Source organism: Pseudescherichia sp. (genome assembly GCF_032052675.1).
In the GTDB taxonomy this organism is placed as follows: domain Bacteria; phylum Pseudomonadota; class Gammaproteobacteria; order Enterobacterales; family Enterobacteriaceae; genus Pseudescherichia.
Genome location: NZ_DAMBWA010000009.1, coordinates 189025 through 205899 on the forward strand (window position 1 = coordinate 189025; position 16875 = coordinate 205899).

Annotated in this window: 10 protein-coding genes and 2 tRNA genes; 9 read left to right on the forward strand and 3 right to left on the reverse strand. The window is 60.3% G+C overall.

Annotation, left to right across the window (positions count from 1 at the left end; all coding sequences use genetic code 11):
- Positions 1-114 precede the first annotated feature (114 nt).
- The 8 genes from RTX96_RS14030 to recD all read left to right on the forward strand — a co-directional run bounded on the left by RTX96_RS14030 (position 115) and on the right by recD (position 13636).
- Positions 115-585 (forward strand): prepilin peptidase-dependent protein, encoded by a 471-nt coding sequence (locus RTX96_RS14030; RefSeq protein ID WP_312671399.1) that lies wholly within the window; start codon positions 115-117, stop codon positions 583-585.
- Entirely contained in the window at positions 576-1139 is a 564-nt protein-coding gene (locus RTX96_RS14035; protein ID WP_312671400.1) for a prepilin peptidase-dependent protein, read from the forward strand. Before RTX96_RS14030 ends, RTX96_RS14035 begins: the two co-directional genes overlap by 10 nt.
- Positions 1140-1151: 12 nt before the next feature.
- On the forward strand, positions 1152-1559 hold the full coding sequence (locus RTX96_RS14040) for a DUF2509 family protein (RefSeq protein ID WP_312671401.1): 408 nt from the start codon (positions 1152-1154) through the stop codon (positions 1557-1559).
- Complete coding sequence (locus RTX96_RS14045; protein ID WP_103818340.1) at positions 1544-1867, forward strand: prepilin-type N-terminal cleavage/methylation domain-containing protein; 324 nt, start codon at positions 1544-1546, stop codon at positions 1865-1867. The genes RTX96_RS14040 and RTX96_RS14045 overlap by 16 nt, the downstream gene beginning before the upstream one ends.
- 12 nt (positions 1868-1879) lie before the next feature.
- Positions 1880-5248, forward strand: coding sequence for an exodeoxyribonuclease V subunit gamma (gene recC, locus RTX96_RS14050; protein ID WP_312671402.1), 3369 nt, complete (start codon positions 1880-1882; stop codon positions 5246-5248).
- Positions 5249-5364: 116 nt separating this feature from the next.
- Positions 5365-8247, forward strand: coding sequence for a pitrilysin (ptrA, locus tag RTX96_RS14055; protein WP_312671403.1), 2883 nt, complete (start codon positions 5365-5367; stop codon positions 8245-8247).
- The gene (gene recB, locus RTX96_RS14060) at positions 8247-11807 is read left to right on the forward strand and encodes an exodeoxyribonuclease V subunit beta (protein ID WP_312671404.1); all 3561 of its coding nucleotides are present in this window, start codon (positions 8247-8249) and stop codon (positions 11805-11807) included. The genes ptrA and recB overlap by 1 nt, the downstream gene beginning before the upstream one ends.
- The gene (recD, locus tag RTX96_RS14065) at positions 11804-13636 is read left to right on the forward strand and encodes an exodeoxyribonuclease V subunit alpha (RefSeq protein ID WP_312269103.1); all 1833 of its coding nucleotides are present in this window, start codon (positions 11804-11806) and stop codon (positions 13634-13636) included. Before recB ends, recD begins: the two co-directional genes overlap by 4 nt.
- Positions 13637-13672: 36 nt before the next feature.
- Here the strand turns inward: recD and argA are convergent, their stop codons facing one another.
- A complete protein-coding gene (gene argA, locus RTX96_RS14070; RefSeq protein ID WP_103818335.1) occupies positions 13673-15004 on the reverse strand; it encodes an amino-acid N-acetyltransferase in 1332 nt (443 codons plus the stop codon).
- Between the two features lie 229 nt (positions 15005-15233).
- Here argA and amiC point away from each other — a divergent pair, with 229 nt between their 5' ends.
- On the forward strand, positions 15234-16487 hold the full coding sequence (gene amiC / locus RTX96_RS14075) for an N-acetylmuramoyl-L-alanine amidase AmiC (protein ID WP_312671405.1): 1254 nt from the start codon (positions 15234-15236) through the stop codon (positions 16485-16487).
- Between the two features lie 81 nt (positions 16488-16568).
- Here the strand turns inward: amiC and RTX96_RS14080 are convergent.
- Both RTX96_RS14080 and RTX96_RS14085 read right to left on the reverse strand, forming a co-directional pair.
- A tRNA-Met gene (locus tag RTX96_RS14080) sits at positions 16569-16645 on the reverse strand.
- Between the two features lie 49 nt (positions 16646-16694).
- A tRNA-Met gene (locus RTX96_RS14085) sits at positions 16695-16771 on the reverse strand.
- Between the last annotated feature and the right edge of the window lie 104 nt (positions 16772-16875).

The following is a 16875-nucleotide window of genomic DNA, read 5'->3' on the forward strand; positions in this document are numbered from 1 at the left end:
CCGCTTTCCTGCTGCGATGTAACCCTCTGCAATTCACGATATTTCTCTCGTAGCACCTCGTAAAAGCGAGCATCTCATCTCGCATGCATCGCACATCAGGCGCAGAGTACGGCCATGAAAAAAGAGCAGGGTTACACCCTTATAGAAACCACGGTAGCGATGATGGTGCTCGTGATCCTGGGCGCCTCGGGGCTATACGGCTGGCAGAGCTACCAGGCGCACCAGCGTCTGTGGCAAACCGCCTGGCAGGTGCGTGACTATCTGGAGTTGCTGCGGGACGACGCCAACTGGCACAGCCGGGATCGCAAGGTATGGGTGAAGCAGGAGAGCGACCGCTGGTGCCTGCTGGCGTCGGCTAACGTGCAGGCGTCCTGTGGGGCGGATAATCCCTTTGCGCTGCGTCCGCTCTGGCCAGAGGTAGCACTGGTGGATATCACCCCCTCGCTCGGCTTTTACGGGCTGCGCAATACGGCATGGGCCGGACATATCACGCTGCGCAGCGAGGCGGGGGAGTGGCAGATTATTGTGTCAAATTGGGGACGGATAAGAGTATGCCAGCGTACAAACGGCGGTTCATGCAGCTGACCGAGGGCGGTTTTTCGCTGCTGGAGGTGCTTATTGCGATGACCATCGGTAGCGTACTCCTGCTCAGCGCGGCCCGCTTTTTACCTGCGCTGCAAACGGCAATGCTCCATCAGACCCGGCAGCAAGCCCTGGAGGAAGCGCTTTGGCAGCATCTCTTCACGCTGGGAAAACATCTCCAGCGGGCTGGCTACTGCCGGGGGGAGTGTAGCGGAGAGCCGCTGGTGATGGGTCGACAGGGAGCCTGTGTGATTGTGCAGTGGGATGCCAACAGCAATGGCCGGTGGGAGCATTCACCCCTCTCTGCGGCCGAACAGACCGGATTTCGCCTGCAGAACGGCGTGCTGGAGACGCGGCAGGGGGCAGAGAGCTGCGAAGATAAAGGGTGGGATAAAATTACCGATCCCGCCACGGTCAGCGTCCAGCGCTTCACGGTGATCCGCCAGCCGCAGGGCGCTTTCGCCCCCTTGCTGACGGTCACGCTGGCGGCGGCTCCCCTTAACCATCCCGAGGAGACCCTAAGCGCGACGTACAGCGTGGCGGGGTACAATTTATGAAAAGTGAAATCTGTGAAAGATGAAAGGGGAATATCCTCCCTGGCGCTGGTTCTCCTGCTGCTGGTGCTGGGCAGCCTGATGCTTAATGGCCTGAACCAGCGCCAGCGTACCCATACGCAGCGCATTACCAGCGAAAGCCGGGCAATACGCAGTTTAGCCGTAGCCCATTCGGCGCTGGAGTGGGGGCGGATGCAGGTCTGGCAGACGCAGCCTGCCGTGCAGTGCCGGGAGCATAGCCGCCAGCCGTGGCGGGTTTGCCTGCGTATTTTTGCCGACCGGACGCTGCTGATGATCGCCGCCAGCGGGAGTGAAACCCTGTGGCGCAGCGGGGCGATAGGCGAGAGCGGCGTGACGTTTTCCCCCCACGGCTGGAGCGATTTCTGTCCATTCAAGGAGATAGACCAATGCCAGATGCCGTAGCCCACCAGAGGGGCTTTAGCCTGCCGGAAACGTTGCTGGCAATGGTGCTGCTGGTCATGGTTGTGACGGCGCTGACAGGGTATCATCGCGTGCTGCTGGAGGGGTTCACCGCCTGGAGCCACTATCGCTATCTGTGGCGCTACGGCTGGCAGCAGGCGCAGCCCCGGCCTGCGCCGCTACCGCCGGGCTGGCAGGTCAGCCGGATACAGACAACGGACGCCGGATGTGTCAGCATCAGCGTAACCATCACCTCGCCGGTGGGCAGGCAGGGGAAGATGACGCGGTTATATTGCCCAGTTTATGAGTAGTCAGGAGCGTTTATGTTAAGGGTCTATCACTCCAATCGTCTGGATGTGTTGGAAGCGTTGATGGAATTTATCGTTGAGCGCGAACGGCTCGACGATCCCTTTGAGGCCGAAATGGTGCTGGTACAGAGTACCGGCATGGCGCAATGGCTACAGATGACGCTGTCGCAAAAGTTTGGCATCGCCGCCAATATCGAGTTTCCACTCCCGGCGAGCTTTATCTGGGATATGTTTGTCCGCGTGCTGCCGGACATCCCGAAAGAGAGCGCCTTTAATAAACAGAGCATGAGCTGGAAGCTGATGACCCTGCTGCCGCAGATGCTGGAGCAGGAGGCGTTCACCATGCTTCGTCACTACCTCAATGACGATGATGACAAGCGTAAGCTGTTTCAGCTCTCATCTCGGGTAGCGGATCTCTACGATCAGTATCTGGTCTTTCGCCCGGAGTGGCTGACCCGCTGGGAAGAGGGCGGCCTGGTCGACGGCCTCGGTGAAGCGCAGATCTGGCAGGCGCCCCTCTGGCGGGCGCTGGTGGAGCACACCGCCGCGCAGGGGCAGCCGCACTGGCACCGAGCCAATCTCTACCAGCGTTTTATCAACGTGCTGGAGTCCGCCACGACGCCGCCTGCCGGGCTGCCCTCCCGGGTGTTTATCTGCGGCATTTCCGCCCTGCCGCCGGTCTATCTCCAGGCATTGCAGGCGCTGGGCAAGCATGTGGATATTCACCTGCTGTTTACCAACCCCTGCCGCTACTACTGGGGGGATATTAAAGATCCGGCGTTTCTCTCCCGGCTGATTGCCCGCCAGCGTAAGCACCACCTTGATGCCCATCCGGTGGCCCTGTTCCGTGAAGATCAACCGGTAGAGGGCCTGTTTAACAGCGAAGGCGAGCAGGAGGTGGGTAACCCGCTGCTGGCCTCGTGGGGCAAGCTGGGGCGCGACTACATCTATCTGCTGGCAGGGATGGATCGCTACGACGATCTCGACGCCTTCGTTGATATTACGCCCGGTGCGCTGCTGCAAAACTTGCAGTATGACATTCTGGAGCTGAAAAACAGCGCCGTCGCCGGCGTAACGGCCAAGGAGTATGAGCGCAGCGATGGCAAGCGCAGGCTGGAGCGGGATGACCGCAGCGTGGCGGTGCACGTCTGCCACAGCCCGCAGCGGGAGGTCGAGGTGCTGCACGATCGTCTGCTGGCGATGCTGGAAGAAGATCCGGATCTCTCCCCGCGCGACATCATTGTGATGGTGGCGGATATCGACAGCTACAGCCCCTTTATCCAGGCGGTGTTTGGCAGTGCCAGCGGGGATCGCTATCTGCCCTATGCTATCTCCGACCGTCGCGCGCGCCAGTCGCACCCGGCTCTGCAGGCTTTTATCAGCCTGCTTTCGCTGCCGGACAGCCGCTTCCAGTCGGAGGACGTGCTGGCCCTGCTGGATGTGCCGGTGCTCGCCGCGCGGTTTAACATCGACGAAGAGGGGCTGCGCTATCTGCGCCAGTGGGTCAACGAGTCCGGCGTGCGCTGGGGCATGGACGACGACAACGTGCGCGAGCTGGCGCTGCCCGCGACCGGCCAGCACACCTGGCAGTTTGGCCTGACGCGCATGCTGCTCGGCTACGCAATGGAGAGCCGTCAAGGCGAGTGGCAGTCGGTGCTGCCCTACGATGAGTCCAGCGGCCTGATTGCCGAGCTGGTGGGCCATCTGGCCTCGCTGCTGATGCAGCTCAGGCTGTGGCGTAAAGGGCTGGCCCAGGATCGCCCGCTGGCCGAGTGGCTGCCGGTCTGCCGCGACATGCTCAACGACTTTTTCCTGCCGGATCCCGATACCGAGGCTGCGCTGGCACTGATTGAACAGCAGTGGCAGGCGGTTATCACCCAGGGCGTTGGCGCGCACTATGATGAGGCAGTGCCGCTCTCCCTGCTGCGCGACGAGCTGGCGCAGAGGCTTGACCAGGAGCGCATTAGCCAGCGCTTCCTCGCCGGGCCTATCAATATCTGTACGCTGATGCCGATGCGCTCGATCCCCTTTAAGGTCGTCTGCCTGCTGGGGATGAACGACGGCGTCTATCCGCGCGCGCTGGCCCCGCTCGGCTTTGATTTGATGAGCCAGAAACCGATGCGCGGCGATCGTAGCCGTCGGGACGATGACCGCTACCTCTTCCTGGAGGCGCTCATCTCTGCCCAGCAGAAGCTCTACATCAGTTATATCGGGCGCTCGATTCAGGATAACAGCGAGCGTTTCCCGTCGGTGCTGGTGCAGGAGCTGGTGGACTACATCGGGCAGAGCCACTATCTGCCCGGCGATGAAGAACTTACCTGCGATGAAAGCGCGAAGCGGGTGGTGGATCACATCACCCATCTGCATACGCGGATGCCGTTTGATGCAGAAAACTTTATTGCCGATGAGCTGCAAAGCTACGCCCGGGAGTGGTTACCCGCCGCCAGCCAGCAGGGGGTAGCCCATGCCACCTTTATTCAGGAGCTGGCGGAGGAGCCGCTGGAGACGCTGCCGTTTGAACAGCTGCAGCGCTTCTGGGCACATCCGGTGCAGGCCTTCTTCCAGATGCGTCTGAAGGTGAACTTCCGCCCTGAGGCGAGCGATATTCCTGACGCCGAGCCCTTTATTATCGATGGGCTGGACCGCTACCAGCTTAACCAGGCGCTGCTCAATACCCTGGTAGAGGAGGAGGACGTTGAGAAACTCTTCCGTCAGTACCGCGCAGCGGGCCAGCTGCCCTACGGCGCATTTGGTGAAATTGTCTGGGAGAGCCAGCACCAGGAGATGCAGCAGCTGGCGTCGCGCGTTCACGAGCACCGCAAACCCGCCGAGAGCATGGAGATCGAGCTTGACTGTGGCAAGGTGCACCTGACCGGCTGGCTACAGCATGTACAGGAGGATGGCCTGCTGCGCTGGCGTCCTTCGATGCTGAAGGTCTCACAGGGGCTGCAACTTTGGCTGGAACATCTTGTCTACTGTGCCAGCGGCGGAACGGGAGAGAGTCGGCTGTTTGTCCGCAACGATAAAGCCTGGCAGTTCCCACCTCTCAAGCAGGATGAGGCCTTGAGGTACCTTGAGGAGCTGGTCGAAGGCTACCGGGAAGGGATGAAAAAACCGCTGCTGCTGCTACCGGAAAGCGGTGGGGCATGGATAAAAGCCTGTTATGACGCGACAAATGATGCGATGTTAAAAGACGAGGAGACGCTCGCTAAGGCGCGGAGCAAATTCCTGCAGGCTTATGAAGGCAACATGGTGGTCAGCGGCGAGGGTGAAGACGTATGGTACCAGCGCCTGTGGCGCACCCTCGAACCGGAAAACTATGCCGAGATAGTTAAGCAGGCAGAGCGTTATTTACTGCCGCTCTTTCGCTTTAGTCAGTCCTGATGAAGTGTGTAAAAATTGCGCAGCGGATAGGCTTCCATTATGATGCGCAGCGAATCACGGACTGATTAGATATGCCGGCCCTGCCGGTACTGGTTTGTTAATGATGAGGTTCGTGAATGCCCAGCAGCACCTGGTTCAAAGCGTTAGTCTTATTTGTCGCCTTCTGGGCACCGTTAAGTCAGGCAGACACCGGTTGGCAACCCGTTCAGGAAACGATTCGTAAAAGCGATAAGGACACCCGCCAGTATCAGGCTATTCGCCTCGATAACGGTATGGTTGCTCTGCTGGTTAACGATCCGCAGGCGGTGAAATCGCTCTCTGCGCTGGTGGTGCCCGTGGGCTCGCTGCAGGATCCCGAGGCGCATCCCGGTCTGGCGCACTATCTTGAGCATATGACCCTGATGGGCTCTACTCACTATCCGCAGCCGGACAGCCTTGCTGAATTTTTAAAGCTGCACGGCGGCAGCCACAACGCCAGCACCGCACCCTACCGTACCGCGTTCTATCTGGAAGTGGAGAACGACGCGCTGGAAGGGGCCGTGGATCGCCTTGCGGATGCCATCGCCTCGCCGCTGCTTGATAAAAAGTATGCCGAGCGCGAACGTAACGCGGTCAACGCCGAGCTGACGCTGGCCCGTTCCCGGGACGGGATGCGCATGGCGCAGGTGAGCGCAGAGACCATTAACCCGGCGCATCCGGCTTCGCGCTTCTCCGGTGGTAACCTGGAGACCCTGAGCGACAAGCCGGGTAGCCCGGTGCAGGAGGCGCTGCTGGCCTTCCGCAATAAATACTATTCGGCGAACCTGATGAAGGCCGTGATCTATAGCAATCGTCCGCTGCCGGAGCTGGCCGCCATCGCCGCGAAAACCTTTGGCCGCGTGCCGAACAAAGCGCTGGCGCTGCCGAAAATTGACGTGCCGGTAGTAACCGACGCGCAGAAGGGGCTGATCCTCCACTACGTGCCGGTGATGCCGCGCAAGGTGGTGCGAGTTGAGTTCCGCATCGATAACAATACGCCCCAGTTCCGCAGCAAAACCGACGAGCTGATCACCTACCTGATTGGCAACCGCAGCCCGGGCACCCTCTCTGACTGGCTGCAGCAGCAGGGGCTGGCCGAAGGGATCCGCGGCGACTCCGATCCTGTCGTGAACGGCAACAGCGGCGTGCTGGCTATCTCTGCCACCCTGACCGACAAGGGGCTGGCGCACCGTGATGAGGTGGTTGCGGCCATTTTTAGCTATCTCCAGCTGCTGCGTGAGAAGGGCGTGGACAAGCGCTACTTTGACGAGCTGTCCCACGTGCTGGATCTCGACTTCCGCTACCCCTCCATTACCCGGGATATGGACTACGTCGAATGGCTGGCGGATACCATGATCCGCGTGCCGGTTGAACATACCCTGGACGCGGTAAACATTGCCGATCGGTTTGATGCCGAGGCTGTTAAAGCGCGGCTGGCAATGATGACGCCGCAGAACGCCCGCATCTGGTACATCAGCCCGCAGGAGCCGCACAATAAAACCGCCTATTTTGTCGATGCGCCTTATCAGGTCGACAAGATTAGCGACCAGACTTTCGCCGACTGGCAGCAGAGATCCAATGCCATCGCGCTGAAGTTGCCCGAGCTGAATCCCTATATTCCAGATGATTTTACGCTGCAAAAGCCGGCGAAAAACTACACCCATCCCGAGCTGATTGTGGACGATCCTACTCTGCGCGTGGTTTACATGCCAAGCCGCTACTTTGCCAGCGAGCCAAAGGCTGACGTTAGCGTCGTGCTGCGTAATCCGCTGGCGATGGACAGCGCTAAAAACCAGGTGATGTTCGCGCTGAATGATTACCTGGCGGGGATCGCCCTGGATCAGCTGAGTAACCAGGCCGCCGTCGGCGGAATTAGTTTCTCCACGAATGCCAATAACGGCCTGATGCTCAATGCTAACGGCTATACCCAGCATCTGCCGCAGCTCTTCAAAGATCTGCTGGCGGGCTACTTTAGCTATACGCCAACCGAGGACCAACTGGCGCAGGCGAAGTCCTGGTATGCACAGATGATGGACTCCGCAGAGAAGGGTAAAGCCTACGAGCAGGCGATCATGCCGACGCAGATGCTCTCTCAGGTTCCCTACTTCCAGCGTGAAGAGCGCCGGGCGCTGCTGCCTGAGATCACCCTGAAAGATGTCATGGCCTACCGCGATCGGCTGAAAAGCAACGCGCGTCCGGAGTTCCTAATCGTTGGCAATATGAGCGAGGTGCAGGCGAAAGATCTGGCCCACCAGGTGCAGGATCAGCTTGCGGCGAAGGGAAACCAGTGGTGCCGCAACCGTGACGTGCTGGTGGATAAAAAGCAGGGGATAATCTTTGAGAAAGCGGGCAGTACCAGCGATTCGGCGCTGGCCGCCGTGTTTGTCCCGCCGGGCTATGACGAGTACAGCAGCTCGGCCTACAGCGCGATGCTGGGGCAGATCATCCAGCCGTGGTTCTATAATCAGCTGCGTACCGAGGAGCAGCTCGGCTATGCGGTATTTGCCTTCCCGATGAGCGTTGGCCGCCAGTGGGGGCTGGGCTTCCTGCTCCAGAGCAGCAACAAGCAGCCGTCGGCGCTGTGGGCGCGCTACCAGGCCTTCTTCCCGACGGCGGAGGAGCGGCTGCGCAAAATGAGCGCGGAGGAGTTTGCCCAGCTCCAGCAGGCGGTGATCGCCCAGGTCACACAGGCCCCGCAAACGCTGGGTGAAGAGGCGACGCAGATCAGCAAAGATTTCGATCGGGGTAATATGCGCTTTGATTCCCGTGATAAAGTTGTCGCTGAGATTAAACAGCTGACGCCGCAGAAACTTGCCGACTTCTTCCACCAGGCGGTGGTAGAGCCGCGGGGGATGGCGATCCTGTCCCAGGTCTCCGGCACGCCGAGTGATAAATCCGGGTATGTACACCCTGAAGGCTGGAAGGTATGGGACAACGTCAGCGCACTGCAGCGCACGCTGCCCCTGATAAGTGAGAAATAATGACCAACCCCGCTGAGACTCTGGACCCCCTGCGCTTACCCTTACGCGGTGAGCGCCTGATTGAAGCCTCTGCGGGCACCGGAAAAACCTACACCATCGCCGCCCTCTACCTGCGCCTGCTGCTGGGGCTGGGCGGCGAGAGCGCCTTTTCACGGCCGCTTACCGTAGAGGAGCTGCTGGTGGTGACCTTTACCGAAGCCGCCACCGAAGAGCTGCGCGGCCGTATCCGCAGCAACATCCACGAGCTGCGCATCGCCTGCCTGCGCGAAAGCACCGACAATCCGCTCTATGCCCGTTTGCTTGACGATATTCCGGATAAGCAGCAGGCCGCGAGCTGGCTGATGCTGGCCGAGCGACAGATGGACGAGGCGGCGGTCTTCACCATTCACGGCTTCTGCCAGCGCATGCTTAGCCTCAACGCCTTTGAGTCGGGCATGCTTTTCCAACAGCAGCTGATTGAAGATGAGTCCCTGCTGCGCGCGCAGGCCTGCGCCGACTTCTGGCGCCGACACTGTTACCCGCTGCCGCGCGATATCGCCGAGGTGATCCACGCCTCGTGGAAGGGGCCGCTGGAGCTGCTGAACGCGATTAACCGCTATCTGCAGGGGGAGGCGCCGGTAATCAAATCCCCGCCGCCTGCAGATGAAACCCTGGCTTCGCGCCATGCAAAAATCATCGCCCGCATTGATGCTATTAAGCAGCAGTGGCTTGCGGCGGTAGCGGAGCTCGATCCTCTGATCGAGAGTTCAGGCATCGACCGACGCAAGTTTAACCGCGGCAACCAGGGCAAGTGGATCGAGAAAATTAGCGCCTGGGCGCAGGAGGAGACCCGCAGCTATCTGCTGCCGGACGCGCTGGAGAAGTTCGCCCAGTCGTTTTTAACTTCGCGCACCAAGGCGGGCGGCGTCGTGCCGGAGCACCCGCTGTTTGTTGCCATTGAGGGCCTGCTGGCCGAGCCGCTCAGCCTCAGCGATCTGGTGCTGACCACCGCCATGCGGGAGATCCGCGAGGCGGTAGCGCGTGAGAAGCGCCGTCGCGGCGAGCTGGGCTTTGATGACATGTTGAGCCGCCTCGACCAGGCGCTGAACAGCGACAACGGTGAGGCGCTGGCAGCCGCGATCCGCCAGCGTTTCCCGGTCGCGATGATCGATGAGTTTCAGGATACCGATCCCCAGCAGTACCGTATTTTCCGCCGTATCTGGCGACAGCAGCCGGATACCGCGCTGCTGCTGATTGGCGATCCCAAGCAGGCGATCTACGCCTTTCGCGGCGCAGATATCTTCACCTACATGAAAGCGCGTGGTGAAGTAAGCGCCCACTATACGCTCGATACCAACTGGCGTTCGGCTCCCGGCATGGTGGCGAGCGTGAATACGCTCTTCAGCCAGATGGACAACGCCTTTATGTTCCGCGAGATCCCCTTCATGCCGGTGAAGGCGGCGGAAAGAAACCAGCCTCTGCGCTTCGAACTGCATGGCGAAACACAGCCTGCTATGAACCTGTGGCTGATGGAGGGCGACGGCACCGGTATCGGTGATTACCAGGCCTTTATGGCCCAGCTCTGCGCAGCGCAGATCCGCGACTGGCTGGTGGCGGGGCAGCAGGGCAGCGCGTTACTGCACGACGGCAAGCGCTCCCGGCCGGTTCAGGCCTCCGACATTACCGTGCTGGTGCGTAGCCGCCACGAGGCGGCGCTGATCCGTGACGCCCTGACGCTGCTGAATATTCCTTCGGTCTACCTCTCCAACCGTGACAGCGTCTTTGAGACACCGGAGGCGCAGGAGCTGCTGTGGCTTATCCAGGCGGTGCTGACCCCTGAACGGGAGAGCACCCTGCGCAGCGCCCTGGCAACGGGGATGTTGGGCCTGACCGCCCAGGATATTGAGCAGCTAAACAAGGATGAACAGGCCTGGGATCGGGTGGTTGAGGAGTTTGACGGCTATCGGCAGACGTGGCAGAAGCGTGGCGTCATGCCAATGCTGCGAACCCTGATGGCCCAGCGCAATATTGCGGAGAACCTGCTGGCGACCTCGGGTGGCGAGCGGCGTCTGACCGATATCCTGCACATCAGCGAGCTGTTGCAGGAGGCGGGGGCGCATACCGAGAGCGAGCATGCGCTGGTACGCTGGCTGGCGCAGCATATCGCCGAGCCGGACAGCAACGCCGCCAGCCAGCAGCTCAGGCTGGAGAGCGACAAGCACCTGGTGCAGATCGTCACCATCCATAAAGCGAAAGGGCTGGAGTACCCGCTGGTCTGGCTGCCGTTTATCGCCAACTACCGGGCGCAGGACCAGGCTTTCTTTCATGACCGCACCTCCTTCGAGGCGGTACTGGATCTCAGTCAGGCCGACGAGAGCATTGAGCTGGCCGAGGCGGAGCGGCTGGCGGAAGATCTGCGCCTGCTCTACGTGGCGCTGACGCGCTCCGTGTGGCACTGTAGCCTCGGCATTGCGCCACTGTTCCGTCGTCGCGGAGAGAAGTCCGGCGAGAGCGATTTTCACCACAGCGCGCTGGGCAGGCTGATCCAGCAGGGCGAGCCGCGCGATGCCGCAGGTCTGCGTCAATGCCTGGAGGCGCTGTGCGGTGATGATATCGTGCTCAGCATTCCCGGTACGCCGGATAATTCGCGCTGGGAGTATACGCTCTCGCTGCCGCCGTCGCTGCGCGCCCGGCATATCGATCGTCCTATTCTCGACGACTGGCGGGTGACCAGCTACTCCGGCCTGCAGCAGCGCGGGCACGGTATCGCCCAGGATCTGCTTCCGCGGCTGGACGTTGACGCCGCTGGCGAGCGCCAGCTGGATGACGTGCCCGCCTTAACGCCGCACGCCTTTCCGCGCGGGGCATCGCCGGGCACCTTTTTACACGGGCTGTTTGAAGATATTGACTTCACCCAGCCGGTGACCGAGGCGTGGGTAAGCGAGCGTCTGCAGGCGGGCGGTTTTGACGATCAGTGGCAGCCGGTGCTGCTGGCATGGATCAATGCGGTCCTGCGCGCGCCGCTTATTGAATCGGGCCTGTCGTTAAGTCAGCTCACCGCGAAAGATAAGCAAGTAGAGATGGAGTTCTATATTCCGATTGCCCGGACCCTGACCTCAGAGAAGCTAGATGCGGCGATCCGTCGTTACGATCCGCTCTCGGCGGCCTGTCCGCCGCTGGATTTCCGCGACGTGCGTGGGATGCTAAAGGGCTTTATCGACCTGGTTTTCCGCCACAATGGGCGCTTCTACCTGCTGGACTACAAGTCCAACTGGCTGGGCGAGAGCAGCGAAGCCTACACTCGAGAGGCGATGGCGGCTGCCATGCAGTCGCACCGCTACGACTTACAGTATCAACTTTATACTCTGGCGCTACATCGCTATCTTCGTCACCGTATTGCGGGCTATGACTATGAGCGCCACTTTGGCGGCGTAATCTATCTGTTCCTGCGCGGCGTCGATGCGCAAAACAGCGAGCAGGGCATCTATACTACCCGCCCGGATGCGCGGCTGATTAGCGAGATGGATGCCCTGTTTAGCGGTGAAGAGGCCAGTGAAGACTATCAGGAGACCGCACAGTGACGATGCAAACTCTGCTTATAGAGGCGCTGGCGCAGAAGCTGTTTCGCCCGTTGGACGTCCAGTTTGCCCTGACCGTGGCCGGACGCGACGAGCCAGCGGTAACCCTGGCGGCGGCGATACTTAGCCGCGACGCGGGGGAGGGCCACGTCTGTCTGCCCCTCTCCCGACTGGCGGCCGAGGCCGAAGATAAGAGCCATTCGCTGCTGATGGCGCTGTTTGCCGAGGCCGGTGCGCCCTGCGACTGGGCTGGGATCTTACAGCGATCCGACGCGGTCAGCGACGGTCATACCCCTGCGCCGATGGTGCTGGCGGGGGATCGCCTCTACCTTAACCGCATGTGGTGCAACGAGCTTACCGTAGCCAGTTTCTTCAGCGAGGTTAACCAGCCGCTGAGCGTGGATGAAGCCCAGCTGCGGCAGATCCTGGACGGGCTTTTCCCATCAACGGAGGGGATCAACTGGCAGAAGGTGGCGGCGGCGGTGGCGCTGACCCGGCGGATCTCGGTGATCTCCGGCGGGCCCGGCACCGGGAAAACCACTACGGTGGCGAAGCTGCTGGCGGCGCTGGTACAGATGGCGAACGGTGGGCGCTGCCGCATCCATCTGGCCGCCCCGACCGGGAAAGCGGCGGCACGTCTGACGGAGTCGCTGGGCGCAGCGCTGCGCCAGCTGGCCTTAACCGACGATCAGAAAAAGCGTCTGCCGGTAGAAGCCAGTACGCTGCACCGACTGCTTGGCGCCCAGCCCGGCAGCCAGCGCCTGCGCTATCACGCCGGGAACCCGCTGCACCTCGACGTGCTGGTGGTGGATGAAGCGTCAATGATTGACCTGCCGATGATGTCACGGCTGATCGATGCGCTGCCTGCGCATGGACGGGTGATTTTCTTAGGCGATCGCGATCAGCTGGCCTCGGTAGAGGCGGGGGCGGTGCTGGGGGATATCTGCGCATGGGTTAACGCGGGCTTTACCCCGGCCCGGGCGGAGCAGCTCTCCCGCCTGACGGGAATGGCCGTTCCCGGCGGCGAGCCGGGCGGGGCAGGCGCACTGCGCGACAGCCTCTGTCTACTGCAAACCAGCTACCGCTTCGGCAGTGATTCCGGCATTGGACAGCTGGCGGCGGCGGTAAACCGGGGCGATAAGAAAAGTACCCGCTCGGTGTTTAGCCAGGGCTTTAGCGACATTGAGCACAAGCCTCTCCAGGCGCGTGACGATTACCAGGCCCTGCTTGACGATGCGCTAGCGGGCTATGCTCGCTATCTGCAGCTGGTGCGTGATGAGGCGGAGCCAAAGGCGATCCTCGCGGCGTTCAGCGAGTATCAGCTGCTCTGCGCCCTGCGCGAAGGACCGTTTGGCGTAGCAGGACTCAACGAGCGGCTGGAGCAGACGCTGGCGAACCAGCGGCGGATTAGCCGGACGCTTCACTCGCGCTGGTTTGATGGACGCCCGGTGATGATCTCCCGTAACGACAGCGCGCTGGGGCTGTTTAACGGCGATATCGGTGTGGCGTTGAACCGAGGGCAGGGGACGCGCGTCTGGTTCCCGCTGCCGGACGGCAGCATCAAATCGGTACAGCCCAGCCGCCTGCCGGAGCACGAAACCGCCTGGGCAATGACGGTGCACAAATCGCAGGGCTCAGAGTTCGACCACGCCGCGCTGATCCTGCCGGGGCAGATGGTGCCGGTGGTGACCCGGGAGCTGGTCTATACTGCCATCACCCGCGCCCGCCGTCGCCTGTCGCTCTACGCCGACGAGCGTATTCTGGTGCAGGCTATTGCTACCCGTACCGAACGACGCAGCGGCCTCGGCGAGATTTTTGCACAGGTCAAATAGAGAAATCCCTACCCGGCCGGGTAGGGAAGCATGTGCTTAGGTAAGGTCGGCCATCAGCACTTTTGAGCGGCGCTGATAGTTGTACATCTGCTTCTTGCTCTCCGGCAGCAGGTCGATATCCACCGGGGTAAAGCCGCGCTCCTGGAACCAGTGGATGCTGCGGGTAGTCAGCACAAACAGTTTGCTAAGGCCCAGCTGGCGCGCCTGAAGGGCCACACGCTCCAGCAGCGCTTCGCCGCGCGACGAGCTGCGGTAGTCCGGGTGCACAGCCACGCAGGCCATCTCGCCAATCTTCTCTTCCGGGAAGGGATAGAGCGCGGCGCAGGCGATGGTCAGGTTGTCGCGCTGAATAATCGTGAACTTGTCGATCTCCATCTCCAGCTGCTCGCGTGAGCGCCGCACCAGAATGCCCTGCTGCTCCAGGGGGCGGATCAGCTCCAGAATACCGCCGATATCGTTGATGGTAGCGCGGCGGATCTGCTCGGCGCTCTCCATCACGATCTGCGTCCCGATACCGTCGCGTGAGAAAAGCTCCTGCAACAGCGCGCCATCTTCCTGATAGCTAATCAGGTGGCTGCGGCGCACGCCGCTGCGGCAGGCCTTTACCGCGCCGCGCAGGAAGCGCACCGTACCGGAGTGGTAGTCCTGGCGCGCCTCCAGCTCTTCAACCCGCGCCTGCGCCTCGTTAGGGAACAGCTCAGAGACGATATTGCCCTCGTCGTTGATCACCCCCTGCGAGGAGCAGAAGCCAATCATCTTCTCCGCCTTCAGCTTGATAGCGAGCTGGGTGGCGACCTCTTCCGAGGTGAGGTTAAAGCTCTCGCCGGTGACCGATACCGCCACCGGACCCAGCAGCACAATCGCGCCGCCGTCGAGCTGGCGGTGGATCGCCTCTTCATCGATGCGGCGAATACGCCCGCTGTGGCAGTAGTCGACGCCGTCATCCACGCCCAGCGGCTGAGCAATGATAAAGTTGCCGCTCACCACGTTGATATGCGCCCCCTGCAGCGGCGTATTGTTGAGGCTCATCGAGAGACGCGCGGTGATATCGAGCTGTAGCAGCCCCGCCGCCTGCTTGACCAGTTCAAGGGTTTTGGCATCGGTGACGCGGGTATGCTTGTGATAAATCGGCTCGTGGTGGTGCTCCGCCAGGTTAGCATCGATCTGCGGGCGAGCGCCGTAGACCACTACCAGACGAATGCCGAGGCTGTGCAGCAGACCAATGTCGTTGACGATGCTGGAAAAGTTCTCATGCTCAATGGCTTCACCGCCCAGCATGATGACAAAGGTTTTCCCCCGATGGGCATTAATATAGGGAACAGAGTGGCGGAATCCCTGTACCAGTTCGGTTCGACGCTCCTTCACCACGGCACAACCCTCATTGCATGATTATTCGTAATTTATGTATTTTTATTCTTTTATTGCCGTGGGCGCAAGTCAAAATTTCACCGCGATGCGAGAAAAATCTCCACATTGTCACCGCTGTTAAAACAATGTTTACCCTTTTATTGATGACAGTTTATGCATCATTCGTTAAAGTTTTTCGTCAAGCAGGCCGTTTTAATAATAATTGTCAGATTTTTTGCTCGGGAGAGGCATGTCAGGATCCAACTCAGCTCTTAGCCGTCGCCAGCTGTTACAAGGCGCTGGCGCTCTGTGGTTGCTTAGCGTAAGCAAGGTCGGTTTAGCCGCGGTAAGTCAGGTTATCGCCGTACGCGTCTGGCCCGCATCAACCTATACGCGCATTACCGTGGAGTCGAATCGGGTGCTGAAGTATCGTCAGTTCGCCTTAAGCAACCCGGAGCGGCTGGTGGTAGACATTGAAGGGGTTAATCTCAATTCGGTACTGAAAGGCGTCGGAAACCAGATCCACGGCGACGATCCCTTTATCAAATCTGCGCGGGTCGGCCAGTTCGATCCTAACACCGTGCGCATGGTCTTTGAGCTTAAGCAAAACGTTAGTCCACACCTCTTCTCGCTGGCCCCGGTAGCGGAATTCAAAGAGCGTCTGGTGATGGACCTCTACCCGGTTAACGGGCAGAACGAGCAGGATCCACTCCTTGCGCTGCTGGAGGATTACAACAAGGGTAATTTAGATAAGCAGGTTCCCCCAGCCCAGAGTGGCCCGCAGCCAGGCAAGGCCGGGCGCGATCGTCCAGTAGTGATCATGCTCGATCCCGGTCACGGGGGAGAGGATCCGGGGGCGATCGGCAAATATAAGACGCGTGAAAAAGATGTGGTGCTGCAAATTGCCCGCCGCCTGCGCGCGCTCATTGATAAAGAGCCCAATATGAAGGCCTATATGACGCGCAACGAAGATGTCTTTATTCCGTTAAAAGTGCGGGTGGCAAAGGCACAGAAACAGCGCGCCGATCTCTTTGTCTCTATCCACGCTGATGCCTTTACCAGCCGCGCCGCGCGCGGCTCGTCGGTCTTTGCGCTGTCAACAAAAGGAGCTACCAGTACGGCGGCGAAATACCTTGCCCAGACGCAGAACGCCGCCGACCTGATAGGCGGCGTAAGCAAGAGCGGCGACCAGTATCTGGATCACACCATGTTCGATATGGTGCAGTCTCTGACCATTAACGACAGCCTTAAGTTTGGCAAAGAGGTGTTAAATCGCCTCGGCCGCGTCAACAAGCTGCATAAAAACCGCGTCGATCAGGCAGGCTTTGCCGTGCTAAAAGCACCGGATATTCCGTCGATCCTGGTGGAAACAGCGTTTATCAGCAATGTGGAGGAGGAGCGCAAGCTCAGAACCTCGGCGTTTCAGCAGGAGGTTGCGGAGTCGATTTTGGCAGGAATCAAAGCTTACTTTGCTGATGGCGTCACGTTGGCCCGTAGGGGCTAACGTTTTTGCCCGGAGGTTTGCCGGGAAGTTTTCCGGAAGACAGATACAAAAAAACACCCGGAAGGGTGTTTATTGTTGAAGTGGTTGCGGGGGCCGGATTTGAACCGACGACCTTCGGGTTATGAGCCCGACGAGCTACCAGGCTGCTCCACCCCGCGTCCGAGTCTTCTACTTCTTATTTTACTACATAATTTTACTTCACAGTGTTGGTTGCGGGGGCCGGATTTGAACCGACGACCTTCGGGTTATGAGCCCGACGAGCTACCAGGCTGCTCCACCCCGCGTCCGAGTCTTCTACTTCTTATTTTACTACATAATTTTACTTCACAGTGTTGGTTGCGGGGGCCGGATTTGAACCGACGACCTTCGGGTTATGAGCCCGACGAGC

Coding starts and splice junctions, on each gene's coding strand:
- recB (WP_312671404.1), top strand. CDS start 8,247: ATGACCAACCCCGCTGAGACTCTGGACCCCCTGCGCTTACCCTTACGC.
- RTX96_RS14045 (WP_103818340.1), top strand. CDS start 1,544: ATGCCAGATGCCGTAGCCCACCAGAGGGGCTTTAGCCTGCCGGAAACG.
- recC (WP_312671402.1), top strand. CDS start 1,880: ATGTTAAGGGTCTATCACTCCAATCGTCTGGATGTGTTGGAAGCGTTG.
- RTX96_RS14035 (WP_312671400.1), top strand. CDS start 576: ATGCAGCTGACCGAGGGCGGTTTTTCGCTGCTGGAGGTGCTTATTGCG.
- ptrA (WP_312671403.1), top strand. CDS start 5,365: ATGCCCAGCAGCACCTGGTTCAAAGCGTTAGTCTTATTTGTCGCCTTC.
- RTX96_RS14030 (WP_312671399.1), top strand. CDS start 115: ATGAAAAAAGAGCAGGGTTACACCCTTATAGAAACCACGGTAGCGATG.
- amiC (WP_312671405.1), top strand. CDS start 15,234: ATGTCAGGATCCAACTCAGCTCTTAGCCGTCGCCAGCTGTTACAAGGC.